Below are 17,172 nucleotides of genomic sequence, written 5' to 3'. Positions count from 1 at the left end.
AATTATAAGTACGTATCGTATCTGAACCGGGAGATTTTTGATGGATGTTATGAGTTATTCTTCCCTAAGAAGTAATTTAGCTAGTACCCTTGATAAGGTGAATGAAGATCATGTTTCCATATTAATTACCAGACAAAATGGAAAACCAGCAGTTATTATGTCTTTAGAAGATTTCAAATCTTATGAAGAAACAGCATATTTAATGTCTAGTCCTAAAAATGCAGAGAGATTGAATCAAGCAATTGCCGAAGTTGAAGCTGGAAAATCCAAGCCACATGGAATTATTGAAGAATGATTCTTTCATGGGCTGAAAACGGTTGGGATGATTATTTGTATTGGCAGAATACTGATAAAAAAACTCTTAAGCGAATCAATTCGTTAATAAAAGATATTTTGCGACATCCGTTTGAGGGAATAGGTGACCCTGAGCCTTTAAAACATAATTGGTCAGGGTATTGGTCCAGAAGGATCGATAGAGAGCATCGAATAGTTTATAAAGTTGCTGACGATACTCTATACATAGTGCAGTGTAAGTTCCATTACTAATTAGACCCAAGTGATTAATTTATCAAAGTTTATATATGGTTTACGTATGACGGTTTTAATCTAATTGATGCAATATGGCTTCATTAAGGGAATTTTTCAATTTAACTTCGTTAAATCTATTTATTCACATTTACATAACGCGAATTCATTGTTGGTATTTAATGCCTGTTTCTTTTAAGCCAGAGTTGCAATGCTCGATTGGTCTGTTCATTTACTTCCAGAAATTGTTGATATAAAGGTTCAAGCAGATCTTTATGTCCGGTCTTGTAATACCGCTCAAGATATTGACAGGCACGGTACATTCTTTGAGTACCAAGGTAGGCCACACCACTCTTGATTTTATGAGCCAGTTTTTCTATCTGATCCCAATTCTGTTGCTCGTATTCCTGCTGCATAAGGGTGATGTCTTGTTGCTCGGTAAGGTATAAGCTTAAAATGGTGATGAGCGCCTGTTTGTCCGGGATTTGTTGCAATACCATGGCTTCATCAAATAAAGAAAAGGGTTCAAGCTGAAAGAGCTCCTCTTTTGTAGCTGGTAAATCAAGGCCCAGGGATGTTTTTGGGGTAGAGGGAGCAGGGAGGTGTTCTTTGGTTATTAGTCCCTGCTCCTGAATGCACCGGTGCAGTTGTTCTATTTGAGCCGGTTTGCTCAAGACCTCATCCATGCCACTGTGCAGGCATTCTTCAAGTGCTGCTTCTCTGGCATGGCCGGTTAGTCCTATAATGGATAAATGAGGTTTATGCAGGCTTTGTTCCTGCTTGCGGACACGTTGACTTAGCTCGGTTCCTGAAATACCCGGCAAGCCTATATCCGTAATCATTAAATCAAAGTGCTGGTTGTTTAACAAAGCCCAGGCTTCCTCACCTGTAGTGGCGGACACAAAGGTATACTGTTTTTGCGCCAGGAGAAACTCCAGTGTTTTTAAGGCCATGGGATTATCTTCAACGAGCAAAAGATGAAGTGCTTTGTCTGGCGTGAATGATGCCTCCTGTGGCGCTGGTACTGTTTTATTGACTTCAGCAGGTGCTTTGCCCAAGGTACATTTCACATCAAAATGAAAGGTACTGCCCATACCTTCCTTGCTGGTTAGGGTAATGTGCCCTCCCAGCAATTCTACATAGGATTGTGCAATATGTAGTCCCAACCCATGTCCTTCATAAAGTCCCTTGTAGGAAGAGGTTGCTTTAAAAAATCGGTTAAATACCTGAGTCTGTATGACTTCAGGAACTCCTATCCCCGTATCCGATACATCAAACTTAAGATGCACTTTTGAGTTATCCAAGTGCAGGCATTCAATGCCGAGCGTAATACTGCCGGAGTGAGTAAACTTAATGGCATTACCCATCAGGTTTAACAAAATCCGATGAATTTTATTGCGATCACTGTAAATGTAGCGGGGTACTTCAGGGGCAATGTTTGCCTTAAGTTGTAAGCCTTTTAAGGTTGTAGCAGGGGATTCCAGGCGAATTAATTCATTGATGCACTCATGTAAATCAAAGGAATTTGCTTTAATATCGTGTTCCCCAAGATGGCCTGCACGAACATCGTCCAAAATTTCATTAAGCATGTGCAATAACTCTTCGCCACTGTCATGTAATATGTGCGCCTTTTCCTTGTCCTCAGGATTTTGCAGAGTGTATTCCATCATTTCAGACATCCCTATAACACCAGTCAGTGGTGTTCTGATGTCGTGACTCATGTTGGCTATGAATTCGGTTTTGGCAATGTTGGCGGATTCGGCTTGTTCTTTGGCTTTACGAAATTCTTCCTCCAGTTGTTTTCTATCCGTTATATCTACAGTAACGCCAATAATCCCTAATAGTTCACCGTCATGACCAACGAGAGGGGATTTGCTTGTAAGCATTGTTCTTATTGTTCCATCAAGAGGTATTTGATCTTCAATGAATACTTCCTTTCTATCATTAAATACCGTGCTATCTGATTCTTTTAAAAAATTAATTCGCTCTTTTGACCAACCAAAATCATGATCTGTTTTACCAACAATATCATCGGGAGATTTCAAGTTTAAATAATCAGCTACACGTTTATTGCAGCCTAAATAAACAAAATTTTTATCTTTCCAGTAGATGTATTGTGGCAGGTTTTCAATAATATTTTTCAAATATTCTTGATGAGTATTTGATGAAATGAGCTTTTGTCCGATCAAAAAATATTTTTTTCCTGATTTAGAATCATAAGGAACGCATTTCAATGAATATTTTTGCTGAGTTTTATTGTTTATAATAAATTCAAGCGCCGAATTATCAGATTTTTGAAGTGTAGATTTAAAGTCTTCTTGAGATAAAGAAAGTTCTATATTATTTTCTCGGCAAAATGAAAAAATGTTGCTACCTAATATCATCTTTTGGGACGTCTGCAAAACACGTTCAGCGAGTGTATTTACTTCAAATACGCAGGCATTCTCGTCAATAATCACTATTAAATCACTACAGTTTTGTAGTAACAATGTGTATTCAGACATTAATATTATGTTTGTTATATCATTGTATATTTGATTATAGACTATGTTACTAACGTGCATTTAAATGGGGTGTAATTTGTTAAACTCCTTTTTACCTGATTGTTGAGAGTGTGATTTAGTTACGCATCGGAATGAGGGTCAAAGGTATGTTTTTAGTATCTCTGAGATTAGTCGTATTGAGCTTGCTTCCATTATACTATGATGATTTCCAGGCAACTCATAACAAACAACTTCATTATTGGTATATTGTGACCAACCATTGGCGGGATCATTAATGGCTTTGTATTCAATTAGCAATTCTTTTGCTTTGAACAGAATTATTTTTTGTGATGTATGTGTGATGGGGTGATTTAAAAGTAACTCTTGTCTTTTCCATGCCAGCTCTGAAAGTTCAGGATTACGTTCTGAATGTAATGAATGAATAAACGTATTGAATGCATCTTTATTTTTACCCAAATGAGAATTAATGGCCCAGCTGTCTATCATACCTAATAGTGCTACTGTTTCACCTCGTTGTTGGAGGAGTGAGGCGACTTCATAACAAAGAGTACCTCCAAAAGAATACCCCAGAAAGAAGTAGGGGCCTTTTGGTTGAGTTTTAATAATGGCTTGCAAATATATCTGTGCAACTTCGATTAAGCTGGCAAATTTGAGCTCTTTTTTTCTTATGCCTGGATCTTGAAGCCCGAAAATTGATACGTTTAAATCTGATTCAGAAACAAAGGAATTAAAGCAAAAGAGCAAACCATTTATTGGATGAAATAGAAATAAAAATGGAGGTTGATTATTCATTATTTTCAGAGGAACCACAATTTCTTCCAGATCGGTCAGATTATGATGTTCCATTTCTTTAATAAGTGATTTAATCGTTGGTGTTTTATGTAATTGGTTTGGGGATAAGGAATAATGAAATGTTTGATTAATCCTTTCTATCAGGTTCAGTGCTAATAATGAGTGCCCGCCATGAGAGAAAAAATTATCATTCAAACCGATGCTTTTGATCCCCAGAGTATCTTGCCATAATCCGATCATCTGTTGTTCTGTGCTACCAAGATGATGACTCAATTTAACCAAGGTTTCACTGTGTTCTGAAATAACAAAATCTTTGTTTGGAGTACTGTTTGAACTTATGTACATAGGATCATTTTTAGATACAGCAATATGATTTTCATTAATAGCTAACGCTTCAAGGAATAATTTTTGGCCTTCGCCGGGGGTAATATCGTTTTGATTATCCAGAAAATAGATTAATTCATTTGTAGTGTGTTTGCCTGTCAGACCGGTTTGCTTCCAGCTATTCCAATTAATACTTTGTACAAAAGTTGCAAATGAAAAAAGATCGCTATCTGCAAACGAATCCAAACTTGCATTTGCAGCACTGTAATCCACTAAACCCAATCCACCCATTATCGATGAGAGAGAGGATATAAAAATGATAAAATCAACAGGTGTTTGATTGAGTGCATGTATCAGGTTGTATGTTCCATGGATTTTAGGACGAAATGTATTATGACATGTGGCTTGTGATTGGTGCATAAAAGGGGATGGATTCACTTCTCCTGCAGTATGAATGACACCATCAATGTGACCAAAAGTTGATAAAATAGCAGTAATCGTTGTGTCAATAGCTATCCTATCCGTAATGTCAACCTGGTATAGATGCAATTTGGCACCCAGATTTTTTAGATGAATGAGGTTCATTATTTCCTGATACAATGAATGGTTGGGATTGGTACGGATTTGTTCCCATTCTTGTTCCGTTGGAATCAATCTTCGTGTCAACAGAATTAAAGAAGGGTGTTTAACCGTTTCTGAAAGAATTTCACAACAATTTTGAGCGATCCCTCCCAGTCCCCCTGTAATTAAATAAACCCCGTTATCTTTTAATGGAAGGTTTTTATGGGAAGCGAGCTGAATTTTTCCATAAGTATACCGCCATTCGTAGCCATTTCTATAGGCTGATAGAAAGGAGCTTTTTATATCCCATGGATTTTGAATACAATGATACAGGATGCCATAATGCAATTTATTGTTTTTTAATATAGGTTCATCAAAATTCAGATCAAAAATTCTTATTTTAAAGTAAGGGTTTTCTTGCATAATAACCATTGCCGCCCCTTTAATCGCTGCATTGGGTGGGTATATCACTTCCTCCCCTTGAATTTTTAGAAGACCATTCGTGAGAATGGCAATCTTTAGTTTATTATTTTCACCATAAGTTTTTATAAAAGCCTGAGATAAATATAAAATGCTATAGAATCCACGAGTTAATAAAGAATCAATGACATCGTTTTGCAACAGCTCACTTCTATCGGTATTAAATAATGATGCGCAATGCAAAATAACAGGATTTAGTGTCATTTTTTTTATGTGCTCGAATAATTTCACATAATGTTCTTTGATGGTTCCATCGATATAAAACTCATTATTATGTTTGGAAAATGAACTTGAATTGAGATTAATGACGATAGGTTGAATATCATGGTTTCTTAACAAGGAAATTAAAGCCTCTGCTATTCCATAGTGATCTTTAAAAATAACCCAATCCAGTTGTTCCAGTGTCTGTTTTTGTAAGGCTGTAGGGTGTATATAATCTGTACTTTTTGACCATAGTCGTCGATATAACATCGATGATTGTTCGTTAGACTGAATATCTGGATCAACCCAACAACGTTTTCTTTGAAAAGGATAAGTAGGTAGTGAAATGTGTTGTTGTTTTGTGCCTTCATGCAAAGGATCAAAGGTTACATCGATCCCATATTCCCATGCTTGGCCCAAGGCATTCAAAAAGCAGTTTCGGTCGTCATCCGGATTTAAATAGCCTGGCACGGTTTGAACGACGTCAATTGGGCGATCGGCTGTTTGTCTGGTAAAGTTTAGCAACGTATTTCCTGGGCCAATTTCAATAAATAGAGGATGCTTATCCTTCAATATTAATTGAGTCCCTGTACTGTATTGAACAACCGAACGAAGATGTTTATACCAATATTCCGGATCTCTTGCTTCATGTTCCGAAAGCCAATCTCCAGTTACATTGGATACAATCGGGATGACCGGAGCAGATAGATTAATCTGTGAAAACAGAGCTCTAAATGATTCTTGTAAGGGTTCCATGAGTTTGCTGTGAAATGCATGCTGAATTCTTAATAACTTACAAGAACAATTGTTTTTCTCAAGATAGTGTTGCAACTGAATTATATTTCGGGGTAATCCGGAAAATACAAATTGATGAGGTGCATTATGCAAGGCTATTTCAACCTCAAACCGATCTTGAAAATTTAAAGAATCCTCTAGTGTACATTCGACTGCAAGCATTTGACCCTTGGCAGTTTGAGCCATTAGCTCCCCTCTCTTGCAACTAAGAAAAACTCCATCTTCATAAGAAAATACTTTGGCGATACAGGCAGCTACGTACTCTCCAAAGCTATGCCCTATAAGTGCTGTCGGTTTTATACCACAGTCAATAAGCATTTGTGCCAATGCATGTTCGATAATAAAAAGTACTGGTTGTGCGTATTGAGTTTGATTAAGAAGACAGCTATTTTTTTCATGTAACAAAGTGAACAAATCAATGTGTAAGTATTTTTGGGCTAATTGAGATCCCTCCTGAACGTATTTTTTAAAACGAGGAATAGTATTTATTAAATTCACACACATAGTAGCATATTGTGAGCCTTGGCCACTGAACAGAAAATTGATACTGTGATTTTGATTTAATTTTATTTCTGTTGGTTTTCTCTGTAACAAAGATTCTGTAATATTCTCGACATTTTTGCCAACAGCAAATGTCCTCCATTGGAAATTTTCTCGGCCAGTTTGCAAAGTAAATGCTATATCAGGTATCCTGATTTTTGTTGATGTTGACATTGAATGCATATAAGTCAGGAGTTGATGTGTTTGTTTTTCCTGTGCTTGTTCGGTTCTTGCTGAAAGAATAATCAGTTCATCAGTTAGGTTATTCGGTTCTGCACTTATCTTTGTTTGTTTGTGCTCACTTAAAATGATATGCGCATTAGTTCCTCCAATCCCAAAAGAGCTGACTCCGGCATGCCGCCGTGATTTTGATTTCCAATCAATCAGCGAGGTATTGACAAAAAAAGGACTGTCATCAAAAGACAAATTGGAGTTAGGTTTTTGAAAATGAATTAGAGGGGGGATTTGTTTGTGATAGAGACACAGAGCTGCTTTAATCAGACCGGAAAGACCTGCTGTCACATCAGTATGCCCAATATTTGCTTTAACAGATCCTAATGCGCAAAAATTTTTATGTTCCGTTTGCTCATTGAAAACAGAGGTCAATGCATTGAACTCAATAACATCTCCTAAGGCAGTACCCGTTCCATGAGCTTCAATCAATCCTATATCCTGTGGATGAAGATTCGCTTGTCTTAAGGCATCTTTGATGCATCCGATTTGGCCATTCAAACTTGGGGCTGTGTAGCTCAGTTTATCATCACCATCATTATTTATCCCACATCCCTCAATGATGGCATAAATAGTATCCTTGTCTGCAATGGCATCCTTTAAGCGTTTCAGGACGACTACGGCAACACCATTTGAAAAAACAGTACCATTGGCCTTATCTGAGAAGGGACGGCAGTAACCATCGAGTGATAAAATACTTCCTGTTGTATATTTGTAGCTTTGTAATTGTGGCAATACAATAGAGCTTGCTCCTGCGATTGCAATATCGCTGTGCCCATTTAACAGATCCTGGCACGCTTGTGTCACTGTGACTAATCCGGTAGAACACGCTGTGTTGACATTGACGCTTGTTCCTTTCAGGTTGAGTCGATATGAAATTTGTGTACTTAATGTACCGATACTGGTTGCAATTCGTTGTTGAAATTTGTCATACAATTGAATGGTTTTTTTATTTTTTAAAATATTTTCATACAGATAAGTACTATCTGACATTCCAGAGAACACACTGATGATTTTGGTTTTTACTTTACTGGGAATAACGCCTGCATGCTCTAATGCTTCCCAGACACACTCCAGATAGACGCGATGTTGAGGATCTGTAAGACGTGCTTCGGCTGGATTATATTTAAAAAATGAATCATCAAATTTATCTATGTCATCCAAAATGCCTTTCACCGCAACAGAGTTAAATTCGTTTGACTGATCCAATTCATCAAATCGTGTTAAACAATCTGTTCCAAGGCACAGGTTGTACCAGAATTCAGTTATATTTTTTGCTTTGGGTAGTCTTACACTCATTCCTATAATGGCAATTTTATCTTGGCTTGGGTGTATTTTTCTGTTGAAATGTAACGGTTGTTCCATTCCTTGAATGTGACGAGCTAATTTCTGGATTGTAGGAAAAGATAAGATATCGGATATTTTCAAATCTGAATGAATTTTTTGATTGATCTGCATACATGCTTCCGAAACAAGCAGAGAGTTTGCTCCTAAGTCAAATAGATTTTTATCTACTTCTATACTGGCTCTGTTTAATAAATGTTTCCAAACGTTTTTAATCATCTCCTCTGTTTCATTAGTACTGGAAACATCGACATGAAAGGTCAGATCAGTAAAGGGGAGTTTATGGAGGTTTTTTTTATCTACCTTGCCCGTTACATTCAGTGGTAATTCGTCTACTTTATGATATTTCACAGGCATCATGTAGGGTGGAAGGGTCTGGCTCAGATAATGACGAATTTCATCGGCATGTATGGTGTTGCTGTCTGATTCAAAAACAATGTATGCAGTGAGTATGTGATGTTGTTCTCCACCTATCTCAACGATAACCGCAGCCATTACAATAGATTCATGTTTCTGTAACTGTTCTTCAATTTCATTTAAATGGACCCTGAATCCTCCGATTTTTACTTGCTCATCAGTACGTCCCAGATAACTCAATGTACCGTTGTCTAATTTTTTTACTATATCTCCCGTTTTGTATATTCTGGAAAACGGTTTTTTATTGTTGAAGGGGTTTGCAATAAATTTTTCTTTATTCAGTTCAGGGCAATTATGATAACCGAGAGCCAGATTAGCGCCACTGATATAAAGTTCGCCTTCTTGTGCTGGATATAAATTTTTGTCAAGAACATACAGTTCGGTATTATGGATTGCCTGGCCGATACTGTTCAAATGCTCATCGGAACTATCGGCTTCCGTGATTTTATTTTGACAGACATAACAGGTTGCTTCTGTGGGGCCATACCCATTGATGAGCAAGATAGGAAGGTTTTTATTCGTCCGATAAATTAAAAATTTTTTGATGATGTATGTATTAATTTGTTCACCACCAAATAGTATGTGATCCACTTGATCCAACGTATCAGGATGCGAACTAACTATTTGATGCAAATATCCGGTTGGAAGAAAAATAAATTTTATTTTTTGAGTATTTAATATGTGTTTTAATTTTTGAACATCAAATCGTTCTTCCAGCGTGATTATTACTAATGTGGCTCTATTTAACAGGGTTGTCCAAATATCATACGTACTGCCATCAAATGCCAAATTTCCAAATTGTGCCATTCGAGCATTGGATTGAATATCAATAGAATTATCGTATGCTATGTTGATGACTGCACGATGGGGAATAATGACGCCTTTGGGTTTTCCGGTAGAGCCGGATGTATACGTCAGGCAAAGTGGTGACTCAGCTCCAATAGATCTTTGTAATCCATTTACGCTGGGTAGCGCTTCTAAGGTAGTTAGTTCTTCAATGAAACATAATTTGTATTTTGATTTGGTGAAATAAGATACAGATTTTTTATTTGTAATAATCAATTTGGGATGAGCATCTTTCAATATGTCATGTATTCTGTTTTGGGGAGCTAGTGTGTCTAATGGGATATAGACAGCACCGCATTTTATTATTCCAATCAGGCATGATAAAAAATCATAACCGGGTTCTAAAAAGATACAAATAAAATCACCTTTTGATATATTTTTCTGCATAAAAAATTGTGCTAATGCATTTGCATGGAGGTTAAGCTGAGAATAAGTATATTTTTTATTGAGATGGATGATCGCAGGCAAATCTGGTGTTTCTTTTGAAATTGATTCAAATAAATCGATAACTGTGTTATTTATTTCCATTTATTAGCCTTACATTTTACTATTGAGTCATATGGAATGCTGCTTAATCATCTCCTATGTATTATAGGTGAAATTTTGGTTTTGTCTCAAAGGCTGCTGATCGCGAGATTTATTAAATAGTTGAAAAAAATGATGCCATTTGATTAAAACTCAATTAGGAATTCACACCAGGTAGCGTTTTAAAATTACTTTTATTGAGGAAAAACCAGAGAAAATTATCTGGCTTTATAATAAGCTATAATTAATAGCTGAACTCATCAATATTATTCTAAGGATGGATTTTATGTCACAAACAGTTGGTTATGCTGCCCATAAGGCAAAGGCTCCTTTGCAACGTTTTGTTTTTGATCGCCGCGAAGTAGGTGAGCACGATGTAGCAATGGATATTTTATTTTGTGGCATTTGCCATTCTGATTTGCATCAGGTGAATGATGATTGGGGTGGTGCGCTTTATCCCATGGTTCCAGGGCATGAAATTATTGGGCGTGTGACTGCTGTCGGAACAAAGGTGAAACGATTTTCTGCCGGAGATATGGTGGGGGTAGGCTGCATCGTTGATTCATGCCGTCATTGTTCCAGTTGCAGTAGTCATGAAGAACAATTTTGTGAGAATGGATGTACCTTTACTTATAACTGTGAAGACAAACGCCTTGGTGGTCTGGCTCAAGGCGGATATTCCAAACATATAGTTGTAGCAGAAGAGTGTGTTTTGAAAGTAGATGATTCATTAGACCCTGCGGCTGCGGCTCCTTTGCTTTGTGCAGGAATCACCACTTATTCCCCCTTAAAGCGGGCTGAGGTTGGTAAAGGGAGTAAAGTCGGTGTGGTGGGGCTTGGTGGCCTGGGGCATATGGCAGTGAAACTGGCTCATGCAATGGGTGCCGAGGTTACTGTATTTACTACCTCAGCCAATAAAGTAGATGCTGCCAAAAAATTAGGCGCTGATCATGTGGTTCTTTCTACTGATAAAAACTCAATGGGCGCTTTAACCAATCATTATGATTTTATTCTGGATACGGTCTCGGCCAGACATGATATGAATTGTTATCTTAATCTTTTAAAACGGGATGGAAAATTCACTCAGGTGGGTTTACCTTCAGAACCTATGGAAATTTCCATGTTTCCTATGATCCTGAAACGCCTGCAGGTTTCTGGCTCCTTAATTGGTGGTATTAAAGAGACGCAGGAAATGCTGGATTTTTGTGCCAAGCATAAGATTACAGCCGACATAGAACTTATTAAAATGGATGAAGTAAACGGTGCTTTTGAGCGATTGGTTAAAGGGGATGTAAAATACCGATTTGTTATTGATATGTCTTCGTTGAGTTGAAATGGTGTGAACCGAAATTGAGGTTTGTAGCCTGTATTAGCGAAGCATAATACAGGATCGAAGTGGCAATTTTCCCGTATTACGCTCCGCTAATACGGGCTACAATACCGTGCCATTCCTTTTAGGATTCTTCCTGCTTGGGAATAATCCTGATTTTAGTCAGCGAGGAATCCTGTACTTTTTCAATCAGGGCATCAAACTCAATAAATTCAATGGTTTCTCCCTCTTTAGGTAATTTCCCCATGCGAGTAATAATCAGCCCATAGAGCGTAGTTAATTCTTCTTCCTCTGCAGCCAAGGTAATGTCACAATTCAGGGCGCGCTCCAGAGAATAGAGGGAGCAATCCCCTTTGGTAGTAAAGCTGCCGTCAGAGTTGGCTATCCAGTCATCATGGGTTTTGTGGAATTCATCTTTAATCCGTCCTATGAGTACATGGAGTAAATTATCCAGGGTAACAAAGCCCAGCAATGTATTTTTATTCTTATATACCAGGGCAAAATGAGGCATACCGGCTCGAAACTTACGAAGCAAATCCATAGCGGGTAACTTGTGGGAAACCTTCAATGCCGGGCGGATGTATGGGGTTATGGTGTCTATTTTTTTAGAGGACAGTAAATCAGCAAACAAGTCTTTTACATGGATAATGCCAACCATTGTCTTTTCCACGCCATCATACACCGGATAACGGCTGTAACGATTTTTCAGGATTTTTTCTGAGGTGACAGGAAAGGGATCGTTGATATTCAGAGCTACCATTTCATCCGCCGGACGCATTACTTCAGTCACATTTAATTCAGCCAAATCAAGCGTATGTTCCAGAATTTCACGTTCTTCCTCTTCCAGTTCACTGTGAAGGCTGCTGGCATTCAGGATTAATTTAAGCTCTTCACTTGAATAATAACCTTCGTTTTTGTTGGAACTGTCCAGCCCCAGTTTGAACAATAAAAAATTGGAACAACTGTTTAATAACCAAATGACCGGATACATAATCCAGTAAAAGCCATATAAAGGCACAGCCGTCCATATAGAAAGAAAGACGGATTGGCGGATTGCCAGGGATTTGGGCATGAGCTCGCCGATGACTATATGCAGAAATGAAATAATGAAAAAGGCCACCAAAAAAGCAGAGATGGTAATAATTTGTGGCGAAGTAATTCCCGAAAGTCTGAATAAGGGTTCCAGCAAATGGGCGAATGCGGGTTCGCCTATCCAGCCCAAACCCAGAGAGGCAAGGGTAATTCCTAATTGGCAGGCGGAGAGATAGGCATCCAGTTGATTATGGACTTGTTCTAAAATGCGGCCTCGTAAGCCGTATTGTTCTTTAATTTCCTGTATTTTGGTTACCCGTATTTTTACCATGGCAAATTCTGCAGCTACGAAGAATGCATTAAGTAAAACCAGGAAAAAAGCCAGGAGGATAAGTAAAAAACTATACATTTAAATGATCCATAATGTGTTGCTCCATATGCATGGAATAGATTAATGTCCGCACTTTATTTAAGCCAAAAAGAGAATAACCATTATCATTGAGAAGATAATGTCCCTGCACATAATCATGGGTGAGGCTGGGTAAAGCCTGGATTCCTGTTTGAAAAAAATAGAAAAGGGTAGGCACGAACCAATAGAGCCAACGTCTGAACGTACTTTTTTGCTCTGTTACCGTATCCATTAAAATCCTTTTGCTTCGGGTCTGTTGACCCTATTTAAATGTATTAAAAAATAATATCACTTTACCAAACAATTAGTAACTTCCCAATGAGCATGAGCCTCACTGCGGAGTCTGGAGGGATTGTAGCCCGTATTAGGCGTCAGCCGTAATACGGGAATGAGTTCGTTGCCCCTCCAATCCCGTATTACGGCTGATGCCTAATACGGGCTACACTCGCTGAGCTACGTCGTGGATCGGGAATGCATGGTGAGCAATAAATGCCAAAAAGACTATAATTAAGGTGAATATGATTTATTAGAAAGAAAGAATGGATTTATTTGAAGCAGAAATAAAACAAAGATTAATGAATCATTTATTTGCCCATACCATCAGGGTAATTATTTTTACTTTGATCTTTGCCTTGTTGATAGTAAGTTATATCGATTACAGAGGAACTCAAATTGAAGCCACGGGATGGCTTATTTGTTTGTCCATTGTAGTACTTTGTCGCGTAATTATTGCCCTATTGGCACCCAAAGCCAGAAACAAGACCCCCTGTTATATTCTTTTCGTATTGAGCGGATTTCTTTTAGGTTCTTTATTGGGGTATTTTTATTGGGCTTTTTATTACGATATAAGCCAATTTGAACGAATGATTTTATTGCTGTTTTTTGCCGGTTTGGCTGCGGGCGCTACGATAACTCTGGCAGCATCCCCTCTTTCATTTGTATCCCTTATTTTGCCAGTCTATATTCCGGCATTCATACGTAATGTCACAGACAGCACTGTGGACGCAAAATTTGTAGCTCTGATGATAGTGATTTATATGATTTTCATTCTCATAGTTTTTTATGCCAATAAAAAAATGTTAAGGGATAATATTCAATTATTACTTGGGCAGAATGAATTAAACCAGAAGCTAAGCATTATATCGATTACAGATGAATTAACGAACCTTGCTAATCGGCGTTATTTCCAGGAACGTTTAAATAAAGACTGGATATATGCCAAACGCGGACAACTGCCCATATCGCTGCTTATTATTGATATAGATTTTTTTAAAGCCTGTAATGATAATTATGGTCATTTATACGGTGATATATGCCTTAAAGAAGTCGCCAAAATTGTATCGGATCATACCAAAAGAAAAACGGATTTGGCGGCGCGTTATGGGGGCGATGAACTGGTCGTTATTCTGAATCACTGTTCATTGGACGATACGAAGCGCTTTGCTGAAAAGATAATGGAATCCATTAAAAAACTGGCAATGAAACACGAGTATTCGCTGATATGTGATTATTTAACCGTAACCATAGGTGCTGCAAATATGGTTCCTGGTATTAATGAAGATGAAGACGTCTTATTTAACAAAGCGGATAAAGCCTTATATCAGGCGAAGTTAAAGGGACGAAATACCTATGTAGTCGGTTAACTCAGATTCTTTTTTAATTCCTGGCACCCTCTTTGAGTCCTGTCACCCACAAAATTAATGAAGTAGCGAACAGCAGGTATCAATCCTCGTTTTGATGGATAAATCAGATAAAAACTGGCTGTGGATAAGGACCAGTCAGGAAGTATGCGTACCAGTTTTTCTTCATTCATTTCCTGTTGGCATAATTCCTGGGGCAGCAGTGCAATGCCCATACCAGCCAGGGTTGCCTGCTTTAATATTGTCCATTCACTGCTTTCAAGACGTGCTGTTAAAGGAATGCTGACTTCCTGCCCATTCCAATGTTTGAGTTGTAATTGATTCGTTCCATCGGTGCGGCTTTTGCCTAGCCAGGCGCATTGGGTTAATTGTGACGGAGATTTAAATTCTGAATGGTTTTGTAAATAAGACGGACTTGCCACCAGAACATGAGTGCTCTCCCCAAGTTTTCTGGCAACGAGATTAGAATCATTTAGCTCGCTGGTTTGAAAACGCAAGGCGAGATCAAAGCCTTCTTCAATCAAATCTACTTTCCTGTCGCTGGCATAAAGATTAATCCGCACTTCGGGATAGAGTTTCATAAAATCGATAATGATGGTGTTGAATTCGGATTGGGCAAATAATGCAGGGCAGGTCACCTTGATCCGTCCTTTAGGTTGAGCCTGGGCTTGCAAGGCTGCATCCTGAGCGAAATTTGCCTGGCTTACCATGGCTTTGCTGTGTTCATAAACCAGTTGCCCGACATCGGTCAGACTGAGTTTACGTGTGGAGCGATGAAGCAGGCGCACTCCCAAATGATTTTCCAGTTCATTGATACGGCGGCTTAATTTGGATTTGGTTATTTCCAATCCCTGACTTGCTTTGGTGAAATTGCCGTCTTCAACGACTCGGCAAAAAAAATACAAATCATTTAAATCGGGTAAAAAAACAGGTTGATTCATGAGGACTTCATCACAGTTTATTTGATCTAATTATAGGACAATGTTTCATATAAACGCTATCTTATCTTTTATTGTTTTAAATATATGCTTAATAGGAGGGCTTATTTTATCAGGAGAAGGTTATGAAACTCTTAGCTTTAGATGCCAGTATATCAGGTGAACATTCAGTTTCCCGTCAATTAATGGGACATTTTATCGATCATTGGCAACTCGGGTCTGAATCGAAAGTAGTTTATCGTGATTTGGAAGATCAACCGGTTAACCATTTGTCACAGGAAGTGTTAGCGGCGAAGCAACAATCGTCAGATACCCTGTCTGATGCCGTAAAACAAGAATTAGCGCTTACAGAGACGTTAATAGAAGAGTTTCTGCATGCAGATGAGATAGTAATCGCTGCGCCCATGTATAATTTTACCATCCCAACCCAATTGAAAGCCTGGATTGACCGTATTGTTGCGGCTGGGCGTACTTTTAAATACACCGAGCAGGGAGTTGTTGGTCTTGCTCCAGATAAGAAGATCATCATTATTTCGACTCGCGGTAACCATTACAGTAACAATGTTTCCATGCAGGCTATGGATCATCAGGAAAATTATTTGAAAACTATTTTTAATTTTATAGGGATTAGGGATATCACTATTATTCGTGCTGAGGGGCTGCATCTAGGTGAAGACATCAGGAACAAGGCTATAGCCCTGGCCGAACAGAAGATCAGAGAATTGTTTGTTACGGTATCTTGATCGAGGCTCGAAAAACCAGCATGTGGCACGAACGTAGCCCGGTCTGCTCGCAGCCGGGATCGATACACCAATCAAGCGCCGTTGTCCCGGTTGCAAGCAAGCCGGGCTACAGGATTGCAATATTGACCATTCCCGCTCCACGTCCTTCCCCGATCTACGTCGTCCTGAGCGCGTCTTTTTGCGCGAAGGATCTCCAAATATTGGCACCATGCCGCTTTCAGGAGATCCTTCGCGCAAAAAGACGCGCTCAGGACGACGTAGATCGGGGAAGGACGTAGATCGGGGAAGGACGTAGATCGGGGAAGGACGTAGATCGGGGAAGGACGTAGATCGGGGAAGGACGTGGATCGGGGGAGGACGTGGATCGGGGGAGGATGTGGATTTGAGGAAGAACGTGGTGCTCCGATCGGAAACACCTCGGATTTACTCTACATAACAAAAACACTCTCTGACATGATCATTCACCATGCCAATGGCTTGCATGTAAGCGTACATAATGGTGGAACCAACAAAATTCATGCCGCGTTTTTTCAAATCTTTGGACAGGGCATCTGATTCCGCTGAGTTTGCTGGTATGTCTTGCAGGCTTTGGGGGCGATTCATTTTGGGTTTGCCGCCAACAAAACCCCATACATAGGCATCAAAGGAACCAAATTCCTCTTGGATTTTTAGAAAAACACGGGCATTTTGCCGTGTTGAAAATACTTTCAGCCTGTTGCGGATGATTTCCTGATTGGTCAAAAGCAACTCCAGTTCAGCATCAGTCATTGCTGCAACTGCCTCGGGAACGAATTTTTTGAAAGCATTCCTGTAGCCATCACGGCGTTTCAGAATAGTTTCCCAGGTCAATCCTGCCTGAGCCCCTTCAAGAATCAGCATTTCAAAATGTTTTTGATCGTCATGTACTGGCACACCCCATTCAGTATCATGGTACTCTTCATAATGAGGTTTATTGTTTCCAACCCAGCCACAACGGGTTATTGCTTTATTCATCA

At 38.9% G+C, this 17,172-nt stretch carries 11 protein-coding genes; 5 read left to right on the top strand and 6 right to left on the bottom strand.

Translation table 11 applies throughout. From position 1 onward, the window contains the following. Window positions 1–40 precede the first annotated feature (40 nt). Window positions 41–295, top strand: a complete 255-nt coding sequence (locus tag B094_RS0104130) for a type II toxin-antitoxin system Phd/YefM family antitoxin (protein ID WP_018576536.1) — start codon at window positions 41–43, stop codon at window positions 293–295. Continuing rightward, a complete protein-coding gene (locus tag B094_RS0104125; protein WP_018576535.1) occupies window positions 292–546 on the top strand; it encodes a Txe/YoeB family addiction module toxin in 255 nt (84 codons plus the stop codon). Before B094_RS0104130 ends, B094_RS0104125 begins: the two co-directional genes overlap by 4 nt. Window positions 547–704: 158 nt before the next feature. On the opposite strand, the gene B094_RS15695 is transcribed toward B094_RS0104125, so the two are convergent. Together B094_RS15695 and B094_RS0104115 are read right to left on the bottom strand one after the other, a co-directional pair. After that, window positions 705–3,029 carry an ATP-binding protein gene (locus B094_RS15695; RefSeq protein ID WP_237762321.1) on the bottom strand — a complete coding sequence of 775 codons (2,325 nt, stop codon included), beginning with the start codon at window positions 3,027–3,029 and terminating at the stop codon, window positions 705–707. Window positions 3,030–3,167: 138 nt separating this feature from the next. Continuing rightward, a complete protein-coding gene (locus tag B094_RS0104115; RefSeq protein WP_018576533.1) occupies window positions 3,168–10,088 on the bottom strand; it encodes a type I polyketide synthase in 6,921 nt (2,306 codons plus the stop codon). Between the two features lie 283 nt (window positions 10,089–10,371). Here B094_RS0104115 and B094_RS0104110 point away from each other — a divergent pair, with 283 nt between their 5' ends. Beyond that, a complete protein-coding gene (locus B094_RS0104110) occupies window positions 10,372–11,418 on the top strand; it encodes an NAD(P)-dependent alcohol dehydrogenase (protein WP_018576532.1) in 1,047 nt (348 codons plus the stop codon). Between the two features lie 121 nt (window positions 11,419–11,539). On the opposite strand, the gene B094_RS0104105 is transcribed toward B094_RS0104110, so the two are convergent. Next, a complete protein-coding gene (locus B094_RS0104105) occupies window positions 11,540–12,856 on the bottom strand; it encodes a hemolysin family protein (RefSeq protein ID WP_018576531.1) in 1,317 nt (438 codons plus the stop codon). Further along, entirely contained in the window at window positions 12,849–13,088 is a 240-nt protein-coding gene (locus B094_RS0104100) for a hypothetical protein (RefSeq protein ID WP_018576530.1), read from the bottom strand. The genes B094_RS0104105 and B094_RS0104100 overlap by 8 nt, the downstream gene beginning before the upstream one ends. A gap of 307 nt (window positions 13,089–13,395) precedes the next feature. Between B094_RS0104100 and B094_RS16410 the strand changes: the two genes are divergently transcribed. Further along, window positions 13,396–14,499 (top strand): GGDEF domain-containing protein, encoded by a 1,104-nt coding sequence (locus B094_RS16410; protein ID WP_018576529.1) that lies wholly within the window; start codon window positions 13,396–13,398, stop codon window positions 14,497–14,499. Here the strand turns inward: B094_RS16410 and B094_RS0104090 are convergent. Further along, on the bottom strand, window positions 14,496–15,437 hold the full coding sequence (locus tag B094_RS0104090; RefSeq protein ID WP_018576528.1) for a LysR family transcriptional regulator: 942 nt from the start codon (window positions 15,435–15,437) through the stop codon (window positions 14,496–14,498). The two genes, B094_RS16410 and B094_RS0104090, sit on opposite strands and share 4 nt — an antisense overlap. Window positions 15,438–15,559: 122 nt before the next feature. On the opposite strand from B094_RS0104090, the gene B094_RS0104085 reads away from it, so the two are divergent. Next, window positions 15,560–16,177 (top strand): FMN-dependent NADH-azoreductase, encoded by a 618-nt coding sequence (locus B094_RS0104085; RefSeq protein WP_018576527.1) that lies wholly within the window; start codon window positions 15,560–15,562, stop codon window positions 16,175–16,177. A gap of 423 nt (window positions 16,178–16,600) precedes the next feature. Here B094_RS0104085 and B094_RS0104080 read toward each other — a convergent pair whose 3' ends face one another. Then, window positions 16,601–17,170 carry a DNA-3-methyladenine glycosylase I gene (locus B094_RS0104080; RefSeq protein ID WP_155823594.1) on the bottom strand — a complete coding sequence of 190 codons (570 nt, stop codon included), beginning with the start codon at window positions 17,168–17,170 and terminating at the stop codon, window positions 16,601–16,603. Between the last annotated feature and the right edge of the window lie 2 nt (window positions 17,171–17,172).

Source organism: Legionella shakespearei DSM 23087 (genome assembly GCF_000373765.1).
GTDB lineage: Bacteria > Pseudomonadota > Gammaproteobacteria > Legionellales > Legionellaceae > Legionella > Legionella shakespearei.
Note: the sequence above shows the minus strand (reverse complement) of the source record. Positions and strands in the feature narration are given on the sequence as shown.